This window comes from Clostridium amazonense (assembly GCF_056431285.1).
This window is the reverse complement of record NZ_JBWKMH010000025.1, coordinates 19,095-38,866: the sequence shown is the minus strand read 5'-3', so window position 1 is coordinate 38,866 and position 19,772 is coordinate 19,095. Positions and strand designations below refer to the sequence as shown.

Annotated in this window: 13 protein-coding genes; 9 read left to right on the top strand and 4 right to left on the bottom strand. The window is 26.9% G+C overall.

From position 1 onward, the window contains the following. Positions 1–14: 14 nt before the first annotated feature. Positions 15–1,718, top strand: a complete 1,704-nt coding sequence (locus tag AC07E4_RS11235) for a [FeFe] hydrogenase, group A (protein ID WP_034438936.1) — start codon at positions 15–17, stop codon at positions 1,716–1,718. A gap of 814 nt (positions 1,719–2,532) precedes the next feature. Here AC07E4_RS11235 and AC07E4_RS11230 read toward each other — a convergent pair. Together AC07E4_RS11230 and AC07E4_RS11225 are read right to left on the bottom strand one after the other, a co-directional pair. After that, positions 2,533–2,874 carry a DUF5412 family protein gene (locus AC07E4_RS11230; protein WP_430829424.1) on the bottom strand — a complete coding sequence of 114 codons (342 nt, stop codon included), beginning with the start codon at positions 2,872–2,874 and terminating at the stop codon, positions 2,533–2,535. A gap of 463 nt (positions 2,875–3,337) precedes the next feature. Beyond that, positions 3,338–3,508, bottom strand: a complete 171-nt coding sequence (locus AC07E4_RS11225) for a DUF6019 family protein (protein ID WP_187372120.1) — start codon at positions 3,506–3,508, stop codon at positions 3,338–3,340. Between the two features lie 1,215 nt (positions 3,509–4,723). Between AC07E4_RS11225 and AC07E4_RS11220 the strand changes: the two genes are divergently transcribed. The 7 genes from AC07E4_RS11220 (at position 4,724) to AC07E4_RS11190 (ending at position 15,192) form a co-directional block, all read left to right on the top strand. Further along, positions 4,724–4,858: a hypothetical protein gene (locus tag AC07E4_RS11220; protein WP_278245484.1), complete on the top strand. Its 135-nt coding sequence runs from the start codon at positions 4,724–4,726 to the stop codon at positions 4,856–4,858. A 709-nt stretch (positions 4,859–5,567) separates the two neighbouring features. Then, complete coding sequence (gene abc-f, locus AC07E4_RS11215; protein ID WP_478216426.1) at positions 5,568–7,262, top strand: ribosomal protection-like ABC-F family protein; 1,695 nt, start codon at positions 5,568–5,570, stop codon at positions 7,260–7,262. A gap of 168 nt (positions 7,263–7,430) precedes the next feature. Continuing rightward, on the top strand, positions 7,431–8,387 hold the full coding sequence (msrB, locus tag AC07E4_RS11210) for a peptide-methionine (R)-S-oxide reductase MsrB (protein WP_478216425.1): 957 nt from the start codon (positions 7,431–7,433) through the stop codon (positions 8,385–8,387). A gap of 365 nt (positions 8,388–8,752) precedes the next feature. After that, positions 8,753–10,669: an ABC-F family ATP-binding cassette domain-containing protein gene (locus tag AC07E4_RS11205; RefSeq protein ID WP_034438928.1), complete on the top strand. Its 1,917-nt coding sequence runs from the start codon at positions 8,753–8,755 to the stop codon at positions 10,667–10,669. A gap of 1,113 nt (positions 10,670–11,782) precedes the next feature. Beyond that, positions 11,783–12,124 (top strand): DUF2500 domain-containing protein, encoded by a 342-nt coding sequence (locus tag AC07E4_RS11200; RefSeq protein ID WP_478216424.1) that lies wholly within the window; start codon positions 11,783–11,785, stop codon positions 12,122–12,124. 474 nt (positions 12,125–12,598) lie between these two features. Then, positions 12,599–14,227, top strand: coding sequence for a Na/Pi cotransporter family protein (locus AC07E4_RS11195; RefSeq protein ID WP_034438924.1), 1,629 nt, complete (start codon positions 12,599–12,601; stop codon positions 14,225–14,227). Positions 14,228–14,712: 485 nt separating this feature from the next. Then, on the top strand, positions 14,713–15,192 hold the full coding sequence (locus AC07E4_RS11190; RefSeq protein WP_430829418.1) for a flavodoxin domain-containing protein: 480 nt from the start codon (positions 14,713–14,715) through the stop codon (positions 15,190–15,192). 64 nt (positions 15,193–15,256) lie between these two features. Here the strand turns inward: AC07E4_RS11190 and AC07E4_RS11185 are convergent, their stop codons facing one another. Further along, a complete protein-coding gene (locus AC07E4_RS11185; RefSeq protein ID WP_478216423.1) occupies positions 15,257–17,053 on the bottom strand; it encodes an ABC transporter ATP-binding protein in 1,797 nt (598 codons plus the stop codon). Further along, positions 17,043–18,848 carry an ABC transporter ATP-binding protein gene (locus AC07E4_RS11180; protein WP_478216422.1) on the bottom strand — a complete coding sequence of 602 codons (1,806 nt, stop codon included), beginning with the start codon at positions 18,846–18,848 and terminating at the stop codon, positions 17,043–17,045. The genes AC07E4_RS11185 and AC07E4_RS11180 overlap by 11 nt, the downstream gene beginning before the upstream one ends. Positions 18,849–19,182: 334 nt before the next feature. Here AC07E4_RS11180 and AC07E4_RS11175 point away from each other — a divergent pair, with 334 nt between their 5' ends. Further along, positions 19,183–19,677 (top strand): hypothetical protein, encoded by a 495-nt coding sequence (locus AC07E4_RS11175; RefSeq protein ID WP_430829417.1) that lies wholly within the window; start codon positions 19,183–19,185, stop codon positions 19,675–19,677. The last annotated feature ends 95 nt before the right edge of the window (positions 19,678–19,772 follow it).

The window sequence follows — 19,772 nt, the reverse complement described above, 5'->3', positions numbered from 1 at the left end:
GGATGGTAGAAAGTATGTCTAAGTATATGATTATTGACGGCAATAGAGTAGAGTTTGATAAAGAAAAGAATATTTTAGATGTAGTTAGAAAATCTGGCATAGATTTACCTACATTTTGTTATTATTCAGAATTGTCTATCTATGGTGCTTGTAGAATGTGTGTTGTTGAAGATGAGAGAGGCGGAATTATAGCTTCTTGCTCTACACCACCTAAGGATAAAATGTCTATTAAAACTAATACTCCAAAAATAAATCAACACAGAAAAATGATTTTGGAACTTTTATTAGCATCTCACTGTAGAGATTGTACAATATGTGAGAAGAATGGAAAATGTAAACTTCAAGAATTAGCGTTAAGATTTGGTGTTAAAAAGATTAGATTTAAAGATACACATAAATTACAAAAATTAGATACATCATCAAGAGCAATAATACGCGATCCAAACAAATGTATTTTATGTGGAGACTGCGTTAGAGTTTGTAATGAAGTGCAAAATGTTGGAGCTATAGATTTTGCATATCGTGGACCTAAGATGGAAGTAAGTCCTGCATTTGAAAGAAAACTTTCTGAAACTGATTGTGTAAGTTGCGGACAATGTGCAGCAGTTTGTCCAACTGGAGCGATTATTGTAAGAAGTGATGCTGCAAGTGTTTGGGAAGCTATTTATAATAAAAAACAAAGAGTAGTAGTACAAATTGCACCAGCAGTACGTGTTGCTTTAGGTGAAGAGTTTGGAATAAAGCATGGCGAAAATGTTATGAATAAGATAGTAGCTGCTATGAGAAGAATTGGTTTTGATGAAATTTATGATACATCTTTAACTGCTGACACAACTATTATAGAAGAAACAAAGGAATTTTTAGAAAAGTTAGAATCTGGTGACAATAGTTATCCATTATTTACATCTTGTTGTCCAGCTTGGGTAAGATATGTGGAAACAAAACATCCAGAGCTTATGAAGTATGTATCTTCTTGTAAATCACCTATGCAAATGTTTGGTAGCATAGTTAAAGAATATTTTAAAGAAAGAGATGAAAAAGAAGGAAAGGAAACTATTTCTGTTGCAGTTATGCCATGTACAGCTAAAAAATCAGAAGCTGCTAGAGAAGAATTTGTAAGAAATGGCATTAGAGATATAGATTATGTAATTACAACAACAGAATTATGTAGAATGATTACTGAACTTGGAATCAAATTTGATGAAATAGAAGCAGAAGCTCCAGATATGCCGTTTTCTGTACACTCAGGAGCTGGTGTTATATTTGGAACTACCGGTGGAGTTACAGAAGCAGTTATACGTGGAGTTGTTGAAGATAAGAGCATGAAAGCACTTAAAAATATAGAGTTTATAGGAGTTCGTGGAATGGATGGTATAAAAGCTCTAGAACTTCCTATGGGAGATAAAACACTTCGTATAGGTGTAGTTAGTGGTCTTAACAATGCAGAACAATTAATTGAAAGAATTGAAAGTGGAGAAGAACACTTTGATTTTGTTGAAGTTATGGCTTGCCCAGGAGGATGCATAGCTGGAGCAGGACAACCATTTAGCTTTAGTAAAGTTAAAGAAGAAAGAATGAAAGGACTTTACAAAGACGATAAAGTTACAGAAATAAAGAGAAGTCAAGAAAATCCAATGATTACTTCACTATACAATGGACTTTTAAAAGACAGAAGTCATGAACTACTACATGTTCATTATGGAAAATGCAATAAATAAATTCTTTTATCAATTTTCATTTTCTCTTCGTAGCCGAGGTTTCAACCTTGGCGAACTTTGATATGGACTTGAAATTAGAGGTAATATATGTAAAATGACGGTATGCAAGAATAAATTCTCTGCTATAAACATTGGGACTTTTAATTTTATTTCTAGTTTCTTCGTAGCTGAGACTTCAGTCTTGGCGGATTTATGATATGGATGTAAAATTAGAAGTAATACATTAAAATGACGTTAAGCAAGGTTAAAACCTCGCCTACGAAAGTTGGCTTTTGATTTGATATCCTTGGTAGCCGAGGTTTCAACCTTGGTGGTTTTTGATACGGGAAGATATCCTTGCTAATATTTATTGCTCTAGATTTAAAAATACCAATGAACAAGAGGGACAGACATATTATATGCTAATTGCCTTTTTATAATGAATATCCCTTTTAAAAGAGATATTTATCAAGACAAGTAGAGTCAGTCCCAAACAGATTGTAAATTGAAAAGTAATATGAATAACGTTATGTAAGAATAAATTCTCGCCTATAAACATTGGGTCTTTTAAGTTTATTTATAGTTTCTTTGTAGCCGAGACTTTAGTCTTGGCGGATTTATGATATGGATGTAAAATTAGAAGTAATACATTAAAATGACGGTAAGCAAGGTTAAAACCTCGCCTACGAAAGTTGGCTTTTGATTTGATATCCTTTGTAGCTGAGACTTCAGTCTTGGCGGACTTTGATGTGGATGTAAAATTAGAAATAAATATGTAAATTATAAAAAGCTAAGTCAAATTAAGATTGTTTTGACTTAGCTTTTTCATTGAGTTTTAATCTTCTAATGTAATTGTTTTGCTGTTTATTTTAACTTTAGATTCACTTAACCAATTGACAATTGCATCATCTTCGTTAGAAACATGATATATGTTTTTAGGTTCCATGGATTTATTAGTGTTGTCTGTTAAATCACAGCTTATGATAGGTGGATTAAAATTGTCTTCTATAATATAATTAATTATTGTATATTTTCCAGTAGGTGATGTAGACTCACTAATATAAGTAGTTCTAGGAATATTGGTCATATTACTATTTAAGTTTTTTACAAGTCCGTAAGTAATAATAGAAATTATAAAAACTATTAAAAACGGAACATATTTTTTTATATTTTTCATTAAGTTCTCTCCTTATAATTTATTTATCATAAAGTATGCTCTTTTTATCCTTAGATTTAATTACAATAAATAAAAATAGAATAATTAAAAAGGCAAGATTATTAAAAATATTACATATTGAAGAAACATAATTTCCTACTAAATTGTGTTCATCAATGTAAATACCATAATTAAAATCACTCAAATTCGAAATAAAAATAAAGAAAAATGAATTTAAAATGAATAAATAACTTGGAATTTTATTTGAACTTTTGGATTTTATCATATAAATTAAATGCAATAAAAAAATAAAAGAACATATATAAATATAAATTTCAAAGTTATAAAGCATAAATATCCTCCCAATACTTTATAAAAGTATACCATTTTCTAAAAATAGATATATATTAAACTGTTATTTTAAAACTTTATGGTTTATATTATTAAACATACATAGTGCTATTTTAGTTTATAATTAGGAATTTTAAATTTTATCTTCAGACTCTAGAGATTCTTCATTCTCAGAGAACTTGTTTTCAGCAATATCTTTATAGGCCTCTTTAATTCCATTTTTAACAGACCATTTAATAACAAAATACAATGCAATTAAAACAATAATGGCAGTACCACTACTAACACCTAATTCATCCCACATAAATATCCCCCTCTAAAATATATCCTATTTATTGTAAATTAATTATAACATACTTTATGAAAATGTATTATTCAATCCTTTAAATATATTATCTTAAATATTTAAAAAAGCATAAAAATAACGTTAAGCAAGAATGAATTCTCACCTACAAAAGTTGGGGTTTTTAATTAGATATCCAACGTAGCCGAGGTTTCAAACTTGGTGTTTTTTTATTTTCTCTTCGTAGCTGAGACTACATTCTTGGCGGACTTCGATATGGATGTAAATTTAGAAGTAATATATGTAAAATGACGTTAAGCAAGAATAAATTCTCGCCTACAAAAGTTGGGCTTTCAATTAAACTTGCTTTTATTCGTAGCTGAGACTTCAGTCTTGGCAGAGTTTGATATGGAGGTAAAATTAGGAGTAATATATGTAAAATAACGTTAAGTAAGAATAAATTCTCGATTATGATAGTTGGGGTTTTTGATTTGATATCCAACGTAGCCGAGGTTTTAACCTTGGTGTTTTTTTATTTTCTTTTCGTAGCTGAGACTTCAGTCTTGGCGGACTTCGATATGGATGTAATTTTAGAAGTAATATATGTAAAATGACGTTAAGCAAGAATAAGTTCTCGCCTACAAAAGTTGGGTTTTCAATTTGATCTCATTTGTAGCCAAGGTTTCAACCTTGGTGGACTATGATATGGAGGTAAAATTAGAAGCAATATATGTAAAATGACGTTAAGCAAGAATGAATTCTCGCCTACAGAAGTTTGGATTTCAATTAAACTTGCTTTTATTCGTAGTCGAGACTTCAGTCTTGGAGGACTTTGATATGGATGTAAAATTAGAAGTAATATATAAAAGACATTAAGCAAGAATGAATTCTCGCCTATAAGAGTTGGGTTTTCAATTTGATTTCCTTTGTAGCTGAGACTTCAGTCTTGGCGGACTTCGATATGGATTTGAATTTAGGAGTAATATATGTAAAATGACGTTAAGCAAGAATGAATTCTCGCCTACAAAAGTTTGGCTTTCAATTAAACTTGCTTTTATTCGTAGCTGAGACTTTAGTCTTGGCAGATTTTTATATGGATGTATTAAATTATAATATGGAAAGTGTAAGGCGTATAATGATTTTATTTTAAATTGAGGTTTAGGGATTTAAAAATGTATATAATTTTAATGTATATGGGAACAATATTATAAAATTAAATGAAAGGAGGAATAGGAAATGGAAGATTATAAAAAGAATTATAAAGTTGCAGATGTAGGTAGTGTAGAGCAAGAAGCAATTAACAAATGTGAAAAATTTGTAAAAGAAGAAACTGGCAAAGATTTTGTTATGATTGCATGGGAAAAGAAATAATTAGTAATATGTTTTAAAAATCCACACAAAGTTGTCATTAAAAGGGAATTAGCACTTAAATATGTGCTAATTTTCTTTATGTTATTAACTTTTAGACTTGAATGTGTTATAATAAAAGAAAAATATTTAATTTTAGAAAAGGAGAAAGTGATGCGTATTTTAGTTTTAGCTTAATTAATTTTAAAAATTTGTTTAAAAATTTAAGGGCAGTACCCTTTTATTTGTGTGCGAACAAATATAGCTAAAACATCAGATACAGTTGCTTTTATTTTTTATAATGATATATGAAACAAGTTATATATTTGTAGTTTTAAAATTTAAAATATATTTAAGTAAAGAAAGCCATATATTTTTTTAGCTAAAATTTTGGTTCTAAATTATAATATATTTTAAAGGTAATTTAAGACTTTAACCATTTATATAAGTCATTATAAATTAACACTTTTCATTGGATTTGCAATAAACAACTGTAAATGAAATTTTCATTTGCAGTTTTATTTTTTATATTTTTATTTTTAGATATTAAAAGCGAAGTGAGTAATATCCACAATCATTGTTAACTGTTGATTTATTACATATATAAATATAGTAATAAACTATAACATGGCTAGTATTTTTTTATCAAATAATACTGTTATGGTTAATATTATGAATAAAATTTAAAAGGTGTTTTTAGTTAAAGGTACTGCATAAAAGGAAAGGTGATTTTATGTCAGTCATATTAGAGTGTAGAAATATAAAAAAGAATTTTGGAGAATTTGATATATTAAAAAATATTAATTTAGATATATTTACTGGAGATAGGATAGGGATAGTTGGAGACAATGGAGTAGGAAAGACAACGTTAGTTAAAATAATAAAAGGAATTTATCCTTTAGATGGTGGAAATTTAAATTGGCATATGAAAAATATGAATATAGGCTATTTAAATCAATCAAGTTATGATGAAGAACTTTTTAATAAAAGTGTGGTTATTAAAAAAGAGTTTTTAAAAATATGTAGTGAGCTTGGAATTAGTAATGCAGAAAATTTACTAAATGAAGATAGAATAAGAAGTCTTAGTGGAGGGGAAAAAACTAAATTATCACTTGCATATTTGTTTTCAAAAAATTACGATATGTTAATTTTAGATGAACCAACTAATAATCTAGATTATGATGGAATAGAGTATTTAATAAAGAGAATAAGTTATTATAAAAATACTATTTTAATAATTTCACATGATAGGTATTTTTTAGATAAAACAACTAATAAAACAATTGAAATAGAAGATGGCATATGTAAAGAGTATAAAGGTAACTACTCTTTTTATAGGGATGAGAAGAAACGAATATATATAAATACATTGCATAGATATAGAGAACAAGAGAAATATAAAAAAAATATAGAAAATCAAATAGAAACTTTAAAATCTTGGTCAGAAAAAGCTCATAGAGACTCTACTAAAAAGGCAAGTACAATTGGAGGGAAAAAGGGCGTTAAAGAATATTTTAGAGTTAAAGCAAAGAAAAAAGATATACAAGTTAAGTCTAGAATAAAAAAACTTCAGAAAATAGAAGTAGAAGGAGTAAAGAAGCCAAAGAAAGAAAAGAGTATAAACTTTAATGTTAACAATGGAGAAAACAAGGGAACATTAATATTAAAAGCAAAAAATATTAGTAAATCTTTTAATGGCAAAGTCTTATTTAAAAATAGCTCTTTTTATATTAAAAGAGGAGAAAAAATAGCTTTGATTGGGAAAAATGGATGTGGTAAAACCACATTAATAAAAGCCATTTTAAGAGAAATTCAAGTGGATGGTGAAATAAATTTAAATCCTAATGCAAAAATTGGTTATATGAGTCAAGAAATCCCAGAACTTAAAGAAGCTAAGAAGATTATAGAATTATTTTCTTATAAATCTAGAGAGGAAGAAGGGATTTTAAGAAGAGAACTTTTCCAAATGGGTTTTACTACAGATGATTTAAGTAAAAATTTAAGTTCTTTAAGTCATGGTGAAAGGATGAAAATTAAACTCCTTCTTATGATTAAAAATAATTGTGAAGTTTTAATATTAGATGAACCTACTAATCATATAGACTTGCATGTTAGAGAAGAACTTGAAGATGCATTAGATAAATATAGTGGAACTATAATATTGGTAACACATGATAGATACATGCTTACAAAAATTTCATCAAAATTGTTAGTATTTGAAAATAATACAATAAATAGATACGAATATACTTTTGATGAATATATAAATAAAAAAAATCAAGATAAATCTAAAGAAAATGAAATGATTTTAAAAAATAGGTTAAGCTATGTATTAGGAAAGCTTTGTAATGTACAAAAAGAAAGTGAAGAATATATGACTTTAGATGAAGAATATAAAAATATACTTTGGGAGTTAAAAAAGATTTAAATTTTAATATTTAATTTAAAGTATTATTTTAATTGTTAATTTAAATTTGGTTCCAAATATGATAATGGATATAAAATGTAACTTAATCATTGTCATTTGATAAGCATGTTATTTTCAATTTGGAACCTTACACTTACAATGCTTAATAATAAATGTGAGGTGATATATATGGGTAAAGTGAAGAAAGCTATTTTTGCAGGTGGGTGTTTTTGGTGCATGGTAAAACCCTTTGATAAATGTCATGGAGTTTTAAAAGTTGAAGTTGGATATACTGGTGGACATAAGAAAAATCCAACATATGAAGAGGTTTTAAGAGAAAATACTGGTCATTATGAAGGGGTTAGAGTAACTTATGATGAAGATGAAATAAGCTACTATGATTTAGTTGATATATTTTTTAGAAATATAGATCCAACTGATGTAGGGGGACAGTTTAATGATAGAGGGGAAAGCTATAAAACAGCTATTTTCTATATTGATAATGAACAAAAAGAAATTGCAACCAAATACAAAGATGATTTAGAAAAAAGTAAAAAGTTCAAAACACCAATTGCAACAGAAATAAAAGAAGCTAATGATTTTTATGTTGGCGAGGAGTATCACCAAGATTATTATAAAAAACAACCATTAAAATATAAGTTGTATTATAAAGGCTCAGGAAGAGAGGCTTTTATAGAAGATACTTGGAATAATTGTAGCTGTAATAAAGAAGAACTTAAAGAGAAACTTACTAAAATGCAGTATTATGTAACACAAGAAAATGGTACAGAACCACCTCATGATAATGAGTATTTTGATAATTTTGAAGAAGGAATATATGTTGATATTATAAGTGGAAAACCATTATTCTCTTCAAAAGATAAATTTGACGCAGGATGTGGTTGGCCTTCTTTTTCACGTGCTATAAATGATGGGCATATTAGAGAAAAACATGATTTTTCACACGATATGTTTAGAATAGAAGTTAGAAGCACTCATAGCAATTCACATTTAGGTCATGTTTTTGAAGATGGACCAAAAGATAAAGGTGGTCTTAGATATTGTATTAACTCAGCAGCACTTAGGTTTGTGCCTAAACACAAAATGCAAGAAGAAGGATATAGTCTAGATTTATTAGAAAAATAATATAAAACTCCAATTAAAGATTAAACTCTTTTAATTGGAGTTTTTTTATTATTTTAAAAATATATTCCCGTATCAAGAACTTTTAAGACTAAAGTCTCAGCTACGAGAAAAACAGAGGTTGAATTGAAATTCCCAAAGTTTGTAGAGGTTTTAACCTTCCAAAGTGTTATTTTAATATATTATTTTGAAATGTTCAGCTAGGAAGGGGAGAAGAATTTTAAAATTCATTGTTGTTTGTGCAAAAATATTATATATACTATAATATAAGGATATGATGTATAATTTGATTTTAAAAATATATAAATAATCGCATGTAGAAAACGTGCTTTATTCTTAGATAAATATAAAATAAAGGATGGTAACATATGAATTTAATTACTTTAGATAATATAACGAAAAGCTATAGTGATAAGGTTTTATTAGATGATATAAAATTAACAATTTCTAGCGAAGATAAAATAGGTATTATAGGAGTTAATGGTGCTGGAAAATCAACACTTTTAAAAATTGTTGCAGGTATTGAGTCTTACGACAATGGAAATGTTGTAAAAATGAATGGACTTAGAATTGAATATTTAACTCAAGAAGTTTTTTATGATGATGAAGACAATGTTTTAGATTTAGTTTTTAAAGGATCTTCAGAAGTTATGAAGGTTTTAAGAGAGTATGAAGAGGTACTTTATAAATTAGAAAAAGATAGTATGAATGAAAATCTTCAAAAAAGGCTTACAACACTTCAAAGTAAAATGGATGCTTTAAATGGATGGCAAATAGAAAGTGATGCTAAGAGAATTCTTACAAAACTTAAAATAAATGATTTTAATGAAAAAGTTAAAAACTTATCTGGTGGTCAAAGAAAAAGAATTGCACTCGCTAGTAGTTTAATTGCAAAGTGTGACCTTTTAATCTTAGACGAGCCTACAAATCATATGGATAATGAAGCAATTGAATGGCTTGAAAATGAATTAAAGGTTCGTAAGTGTGCATTACTTATGATTACACACGATAGATACTTTTTAGATAGAGTTGTAAATAAAATATTTGAAATTGAAAAAGGAAATTTATATACATACGATGGAAACTATTCTATGTTCGTAGAAAAAAGAATAGAGCGTATGGAAATGCAACAAAGCTTAGAAAGAAAAAGACAAAACCTATATAGAAGAGAACTTGAATGGGTAAAAAGAGGGGCAAAGGCTAGAAGTACAAAACAAAAGGCAAGACTTGATAGATTTGAAGAAATTAAAAATGGAAAAATTGAAGTTAATGATGAAAAAGTTAATATAAGTACAGGAAGCAGTAGACTTGGTAAGAAAATTATAGAAGTAGATAATATAAGTAAAAGCTTTGGGGATAAACATTTAATAAAAGATTTTAGTTATATAGCTACTAAAGAAGATAGAGTGGGTATAATAGGAAATAACGGAATGGGAAAATCTACACTTTTAAATATGTTAAGTAACAAGTTAGAGGCAGATAGTGGAGAAATATCTTTTGGAGAAACAGTGAAACTTGGGTATTTTTCGCAAGAAAATGAGGAAATGGATTATGATTTAAGAGCTATAGACTACATAAAAGAAAGTGCAGAATTTGTAGTTACTAACGATGGAACAAGTATTTCTGCATCTCAAATGCTTGAAAGATTTTTGTTTGAAGGACCAAGTCAATATACACCTATAAATAAATTATCAGGTGGAGAAAGAAGAAGACTATATCTTTTAAAAATACTTATGGAAAGTCCCAATGTATTATTTCTAGATGAGCCTACAAACGATCTAGATATAGATACTTTAAATATATTAGAGGAATATTTAGAAGAATTTAATGGAGCAGTTATAACGGTTTCCCATGATAGATATTTCTTAGATAGAATAGCTAATAAAATATTCTCATTTAGAGGTAATGGTGAGATAGTAGAAATTACAGGAAATTATAGTGACTACAAAGACTATCAAGAAAAGTTTTTAAAAGAAGTAGAAGAAGCTAAAAAAGAAGAAAAGCCTAAGGATAATGATTATAAAAATAAAAAAAGAGAGAAGACACTTAAATTTTCTTATAAAGAAATGAAAGAATATGAAGAAATAGATGATAAAATTGCAGCGAAAGAAGAAGAAATAGAAAATGTTGAGATAGAAATAGGGAAGAATGGAAGTAATTTTGTAAAACTACAAGAGTTATTAAATAGTCAAGAAACATTAAAAAGTGAACTAGATGAACTTATGGAAAGATGGGTTTATTTAAATGAACTTGCAGATAAAATAGAAGAACAAAAAAATAGTTAAAAAAGAAGCAACATAAATCAAATATTTTAGATTTATGTTGCTTTTCTTATTGTATTTGTGCTATTTGATTTATGTACTGTAGCTGAGACTTCAGTCTTGGCAGACTTTGATATGGATGTGAAATTAGGAGTAATATATGTAAAATGATGTTATGCAAGGTTAAAACCTCGCCTACGAGAGTTGGCTTTTGATTTGATATCCTTTGTAGCTGAGGTTTCAACCTTGGCGGACTTTGATATGGATTTGAATTTAGAAGTAATATATAAAATGAGGTTATGCAAGAATAAATTTTCGCCTACAAAAGTTGGTGCTTTCAATTAAACTTGCTTTTATTCGTAGCCGAGACTTCAGTCTTGGCAGACTTTGATATGGGAATATATACTTGCTAAATTTTACTGGATTCATCCTTAAATATACCAATCAACAAGAGGGACGGACATATTATAGGCTAATTACCTTTTTATAATTAACTATCCTTTTAAATAATATACTTATCTAAGCAAGTAAAGTCAGTCCCTAACAGAATAGAAATTGAAAAATAATATGTAAAAAGACGTTATGCAAGGTTAAAACCTCGCCTACGAGAGTTGGCTTTTGATTTGATATCCTTTGTAGCCGAGGTTTCAACCTTGGCGGACTTTGATATGGATTTGAAATTAGAAGTAATATATGTAAAATGGCATTATGCAAGGTTAAAACCTCGCCTACAAAAGTTGGGACTTTTAATTAAACTTGCTTTTATCGGTAGCTGAGACTTTAGTCTTGGTGGACTTTGATATAGATATAAATTTAGAAGTAATATATGTAAAATGACGTTATGCAAGAATAAATTCTCGCCTACAATTTTTAATTGAAAATGATACAAGGGGTTATTCATAATAAATTGTTTCATTAACTTTAATTTTTTCTTCGTAGCCAAGGTTTCAACCTTGGAGTTTTTTGATGCCATAATAAATTATATATTCTATTATTAAATTAGTTTACATAATTATAATTAAGAACATTAAATTTATTGTAAACAAAATTAAATATAAAATACATGAAGGTAATCAATATACATTTTGAATATGCTAATATAAAGAACTATGCTGATTAGCAAATGGAGGTAAATATATGATTATAGTTTTTCAAATTTTATTTTTTATAATTTTAGCAATTGTAATTATAAATGGAATTAGACAATATGTAAAAAACGAAAATTCGCCAGTTATATCTATCAAAGCACAACTTATAAATAGAAAAAAAGATGTTAGTATGACTATGGATGCAAATAATGTTATGCATCATAATGAAACATTTAAACTTGAATTTAAGCTTGATACGGGTAGTGAAGTTAACTTTGTTGTTAATAGAAGAATATTTTATGAACTTGAAGAGTTTGAATGGGGCATTTTAACTTTTCAAGGAACTAGATTTTTAAGATTTCAGTGGAATGATAGAACTGTAGAAAAATAAAAAGAATATCAAAAAATATAAAAACTTTTCAATTAACTTTTTACCAGAATAACAATATATTTCAAATGTTTAATAAATAGAAAAAATTATAAGTAATACTACAAATTGTGAAAGATTTGAATTTTTTTAAATAATGAAAACCATTGACAGTATATAATTAGAATGATAAATTGTAAATTGGTATAGATTGAAAAAAAAGCTATTTATAAAATAAATTAATAAAGGGGGATGGTCTTTAAAAAAGATCTAAAAAATAATATATTATAGTAAAAAATGATGGAAACATCAAGTTTTATAGGGTACCAAAGTCGTATTAAATGAATATTTTGAGCATTGGTCGCCTAAAAAGATGAATACACCGTTAAAAGAATAAACTATATATGCAATTATTTTGTTAGTTAATGGTATTTAATGGTTGGTGATAAATAGTTATGGTGTATAAATAATATAAAGCGAGAGGATTAATAATTTTTTATGAGTAACTTTGAAATTTTTACAGGTATTTTTGGAGGATTAGGTTTATTTCTGTATGGAATGAAACTAATGGGTGATGGACTTGAGAATGTAGCAGGTGAAGGTCTAAAGGGTATTTTAGAAAAAATAACAAGTAATAGACTAATGGGAGTATTTGTAGGTACTATAGTAACTGCTATTATTCAAAGTTCTAGTGCGACTACTGTTATGGTTGTTAGTTTTGTTAATGCAGGACTTATGTCTTTAACTCAAGCTACAGGCGTAATATTAGGATCTAATATAGGTACAACTATAACTGCTCAAATGGTTAGTTTTAAACTAGAAGTTGTAGCACCTATATTTATTGGCGTAGGTGCTATACTTATGATGGCGGCTAAAAAGAAAAAAACAAAAGAATTAGCAGTAATTTCTGTAGGATTTGGTATATTATTTATGGGGATGGGAATGATGTCATCTTCAATGGAGCCAATTTCAGAATTACAATCTTTTAAAAATTTTATTTTGGTTGTAGGTACTAATCCATTATTAGGTGTATTTGTAGGAGTTGTAATGACAGCGGTACTGCAAAGTTCATCAGCAACAACAGCAATTTTAGTAGCACTTGCTACAGCGGGAACTATAGATATGAAAGTTGCATTCCCAATGGTTCTAGGCTGTAACATAGGAACATGTGTAACTGCAATAATAGCATCATTAACAGCTAATAGAACTGCAAAAAAAGCAGCATTAATACATTTATTATTCAAGATTTTTGGAACAATATTATTCTTACCATTTGTATCACAAGTTGTAAAAATAGTAGCACATATGACTCCTGATAATTTAGGAAGACAAGTAGCAAATGCACACACTATATTTAATATTGTTATAACAGTTGTAATGCTTCCAGTATCAACATATGTGGTTAAACTAGTAGATCGTATGTTGCCAGAAAAGGATGATGAAATAGAAATTCAAGGAGCAATCTATTTAGATAAAAATCTTCTAGAAACTCCAGTAGTTGCTAGTGCTCAAGTTGTTAAAGAAACTATAAGAATGGCGAAAAAAGCTAAGGAAAACTTTGAATTGGCCATGAATACTTTCTTTAATGATAAAGAAGAAAATATTGAAAAGATTTATGAAAATGAAAATACAATAAATATTTTAGAAAAAGATATAACAGAATATTTAGTAGAGCTTTCAGAACAGAATTTACCAGAAGAAAATGCTAAATTGGTAAGTCAAATATATCATACTATAAATGACTTAGAAAGAATAGGTGACCATTCAGAAAACATAGCAGAACTTGCTTTAGAGAAATGTAATAAGAAAATTGAAATGTCAGAAGATGCAATAGATGAAGTGAAGGAAATGTTTGAAACTACATTAAGAGCATTGGATTTAGCAATAGAAAATTATGAAAACCATGAAAGCATAAATGAGAATATAGCAGAAGAAATGGAAGAAAAAATAGATGAGCTAGAAGTTAAATTTAGAGAGAATAATATTAAAAGATTAAGCTCTAAAATGTGTTTAGCTGATTCAGGTGTTATGTTCTTTGATTTACTATCAAACATTGAAAGAATAGGAGATCATGCTAATAACATAGCAACAATAAAAGCTGGTAAGAAACATAAAGCATATGCATAATTTAATACATAAATGAAATAGAAAAACAGCTTTTAAATTTTAAAGCTGTTTTTTATTATAAACAAAGTTCAACATTGGAAAATCATATATGAATAAAACACGGACAAGATTAAAGTCCCAAATTTTGTAGGTGAGAATTCATTCTTGCATAACGTCATTTTCAATCTTTAATTTTCAATTAATAAGTAGGCGAGGTTTCAACCTTGCAAAGTGTTATTTTGAATTTTAATTTCGTATCAAAGACCACCAAGACTAAAGTCTCAGCTACGAAGGAGAAAAAATTGAATTAAATAATATTATAAATCATTTTCAATTCTCAACTTTCAATTAATAATTAGGCCAGATTTCAACCTTGCAAAGTGTTATAATAAATGTATAAGTAATAAACATAATCAGGTGTTTACAATATAGAATAATTAATATAATATGTATTTATATGTAAATTAGAAAAATTATAGAGAGTCTATATAGAGGAGTGGTTTTTTATGAAAACAGCTATAGTTTACGGAAGTAATTATGGAACTAGTGAAAAAGTAGCAAATATGATTAAAGATAAAATAAATGGCGAAGTAGAAGTTGTAAATGTAATGGAATGGAAATTACTTAATCTAAAAGAAATAGATAAAGTTGTAATTGGAACAGGTATAAAAGCAGGACAAGCACCTAAGACATTAAAGGATTGGATAGAAAAGAATTTGAGCTATTTAAAAGATAAGAAGTTATATTTTTATATGTGTGCAGGAATGGAAGACGAAAAGAAATTAGAACAGCAATGGAATGCTAATTTCCCTAAAGAATTATTAGATAAAGTCTTATATAAAAGTTACTGTGGTTATGAATATGATTTTGACAAGATGAACTTTTTTGAAAAAACTATAATAAAAATGCTAACTAAAAAGAAAGAAAGTGAATCTAAAATAAAAAAAGAAGAAATAGAAAAATTAGTTGTAGAAATAAATAAATAATAAATAAATAATAAAAAAATAAATGATAAAATCTTAAAAATATAAGATTTTACCATTTATTTTTTTATATATAATATTGTGCTTGTGATTCCCACATTTCTCTATACAGCTTACAATTAGATATTAACTCTTTATGAGTTCCAATATCTTCAATTTCACCATTATTCATAACAACAATTCTATTTGCAAACTTAACGGAGCCAAGTCTATGCGTTACAATTATAGCAGTTTTATCTTTAGATATTTTTGAAAAATCTGTATAAATTTTATTTTCTTCTATAGGATCAATACTAGCAGTAGGCTCATCTAAGATTATAACTTCATGAGATTTATAAAATCCACGAGCTATAGAAACCTTTTGCCATTGACCAATAGAAATATCAGTGCCATTAAATTCGGGTGAAAGTATAGTATTATATCCATAGGGAAATAATTTAGGATTTAAATTAATTCCAGCATCATTGAGCGCTAAATCTACTTTATCAAGAATTTTACAATTTGAATTTAAATCACTTATTGTAATATTTTCTTTTAAAGTAAGTTTATATTTTTGAAACTTTTGAAAAACACTAGATACTCCTTGAAATAGTGATTTTGAGTTAAAATCTGTTGTACATTTATTATTATGAGTTACAGTTCCAGTTTTAGGCAAATATAATCCTGCAATTAATCGAGTTAAAGTAGATTTGCCAGAGCCATTTTCACCAACAATAGCAATAGTTTCACCTTCTTTAATAGTAAGGTTAATATTATTTAAAGCATTTTTTTCAGCATTGGGATATGAAAAAGTTACATTTTTAAAAGTAATATCACCATGATGAATTCTTTTTTCTTCAGTATTTTTAGTGAATCTTTCTGGAAGTGCTAAAAATCTTAAGTAATTTTGAATTTTACCAAAGTTTTCAGCATAATATGAAAGTCTACCTAAGATAATATCCTCCATCATATTAAACATGTTATCTATAGAAGAGAATACAGCTACAAAAGCACCTATAGTAATTTCTTTTTTTATTAATGCAGAAAAAAGCATAAATAAGATGCCTAAATAACCACAAAGCGATAATAAATTCATTAAAAATTCTAATATATTAATTTTAAAGTTATATATCCATTTAAGTTTGTTTAAAGAAGAAATACTATCTTTAAGTAAATTCATAAAATAAGGACATGCCCCTAGTAGTCTTGTTTCTTTTAAGTACTCCCTTGATGTTAAACAATCTTCATAGTATTTTGCCTTTCTTCTAAGAGGAGCTGAATTATCTTCTAATTTTGCAAAAACTTTGATTCTAAATATTTGACTTATAAAAACTGGTACAAATACAAGAATTAAAGATAATGATAAAATAGGTTTTAAATTAAAAAGATATATTGCCATAAATAAAAAATATGGTAAATAAAAAAGTCCAACATCTAATATAGTATTGATAAAATTTATTGCATATCTTATTCCAGTATAAGATTTATTTATATCATCTAAAGTATAAGAATTTTCAAAACAAATAGGGTCTAATCTAGCAATTTTCAAATTAACAATACGGGATAGCTTTCCAAAACTTCTTGAATCATAAGACTCTGCAATGAAATTTGCAAAAGCACTAGCAAGTTCTTCAAAGATCTTTACAGAAAATAAAAGAAACAAAGCTAGGATAACAGTTTTTAAACTACATTTATTCAGTGTGAAATCTGTTATTTTATCAAAAAGTATTTGAAGACAAATAGTAAATGTAGCAAATAAAACACCATTTAGAGCAAATAAAACATAAGTTAATATAAATAATCTAGGTGAAACAAAAAAGGTTTGAGGAAGTATAGTACGTACCATTTTCCAAAGAGATATATTTTTACAATCTTTATTCATCATACCAACTCCTTTGTGCTTCAAACATTTTTGAGTAAATTCCTTCTTTTGAAATTAAATAATCATGGGAACCTTTTTCTATAATAGTTCCATTATTAAGAACTAATATTTCATCTGCAATTCGAGCAGCGCCTAATCTATGGGTAATTAACATTGTTAGTTTTTCTTTGCTAGCTTTATTATAGAGAGAATAAAGTTTACTTTCTGTAATTGGATCAAGAGAAGCAGTTGGCTCATCAAGTATACAAACAGGTGAAGAACTAATTAGTGAACGAGCAATTGCTATTCTTTGCCATTGGCCAGAAGATAAGTCAACATCGTCTTCAGTGAGTTTTCCAAGATTAGTATTAACTCCATTTGGTAAATTATCTATAAAATCAAGTAATTCTACATTTTTAAGCACAGTGTTTAATAAAGATTTCTCATCATATTCTTTCAAAGATTGTCCCATTTTACCTAAAATAATATTATCTTTAATAGAAAGAGCATATTTAGCAAAATCCTGATATACTACAGAAAAATAAGCATTTAATTCACTTTGAGAATAAAGTCTTAAATTTTTATTATTGATAAAAATTTCACCTTCATAATTATCATAAAGTCCAGTAAGTAATTTTGTTATGGTAGTTTTACCAGCACCATTTTTCCCTACAAAAGCATATTGTCTATTACTTTCTAATTTCATAGAGAGATTAGAAAGTATTTTATTATGACTTCCAGGATAGCTAAAAGATACATTTTTAAATTCTATGCTATCTAAAGCAGTATTTAAAATTTTATTATCTTTAAATTTATAAGAACTAGGTAATTCTTCTAAATATGAAAACTTAGTTAAATCTTTTAGATATAATTTATTTTTTGTATATTCTTGCATAACCATAGTTAGTTCCCAAGACATATGTTTCACTAGATTAAATGAAGCAGTTACTAAGCTCATATACATGCCAGCACTCATTTTATTATCTTTTATTGGTATTAACAGTACTAAAGCAATTAACATAGATAAAAGAGCAGTTGTCATACTTAAAATTTTAGTTTTAATAAAAATTTTTTTATCAGCATTAAATTCTATTTTTCTAGCAGTTTCATACTCTTCAAACCAAAATTTATCAATTTCTTCTGAATAGTTAAATAAAGCTCTTTCATTTTCACTTTCTCTTGATGAAAGTATATCTTTTAAATATTCTGCCTTTCTTTTATATTTTTGAACCTCTTCAAAAGCCTCATAAGTAACTTTACCGTTTTTAGAAGCAATCAAAAATAATGGCAGTATAATTAGTATAACAACTATTCCAATCCACCATATATGAAATGCTATAATTAACACAAGACTTACAATTTTAAGCAAATATTCCATTATATCAAATAAATTATTAAATCCATTTAAGATTTTTTCAGGAGAATCATTACAAACTCTAGAAATAAGTTCCCAAGTAGAATTACTTTCTACATGTTTATATGATAGAGAACTTCGTTTTTTTGTTAAAGATAAAGTAATTTTTTCGTTTACTTTTATACTCAATTTTAATTTCGATAATGAAATTAAAGTAGAGCATAGAAATGAAAGTGCAACTAACAAAGCTATTAATATAAGATTAGGATAAATTCTTTTAATGTTACCATTTTTAAAAATATCAATAGCTTTGTTAGTAAATTTTGATATAGCTAGCACTTGAAAACTAGGAATTAATGCACTTAAAACTTTGAAAAATATTATTGAAAGTGTCATTAGTGAATCAACTTTAAAAGGTATTTTTATGTAATCAATTACTTTATAAGTATTATTTTTAAATTCCATTGTGTCACCTCATTTTTGCAATATAAGACTTAATACATTATAGGGTTTTAAGCTCATTTAAAAAATTATTAATTCCAAGATTTTTGCATTCTTAAGAGTGAGACTAACTCGAAAGCTTCTTAAAACAGACATTTTTTTAAGTAATGTAGTTAAAGTTTAAAAATAGTTTTAAATTTGAGCTTGTTTACCCATAGAATATTAGAAAAAAATAAAAGAAAATGATATACTAAATATAGAAAATAATGTAATTACATAATTATACTATAAAGTAAAAAATATTAATATAAATTATTTTGTTTTATGGATTTTAATGTTAATTTAAGGGGGAGTAGTGGTGAATAGAGGAGGTAAAGTATTATTAATTGTTATAATACTTGTAATAACGATAAGTTTATTCATTAATTCATATAAAAGCAGTTCTGCATACATATGTTCTGATAAATATTTGAGTAGTAAAAATGAAGAAGAGAGAAGTGTTAAATCTACAAACAATAATAAAAATGACTATAATTATTGCAGTTTTGAGTTTGAAAAGTTTACTGGAAAGTGGACAATCATGGAGTTTAAATCAGGTAAAAATAATTATATTAGTATAGAGGATAATAGTAATATAGAAAATGGAACTTTCGGTATTGTAGTATTAGATTCTAATTATAATGTGATTAAGAAAAAAATAGATTTTAAAGAAAATAGCAATATAAGTTTTAAAACATCAAAAGATGAAAAGTATTCAATTAGACTTGTTGGGAAAAATGCTAGTGGAGTGGTAGATATAAAAGTAAATGCTAAAGATATAGTAGATATTGAACATAAAGAGTTTTTCTCATAATTAATAAAAAGGTATGCTACTTTAATTTGTAGTTCATACCTTTTTTAGTTTAAGTTTTATATAGGTTTCAATTTAACACTTTAGTTTATACAATT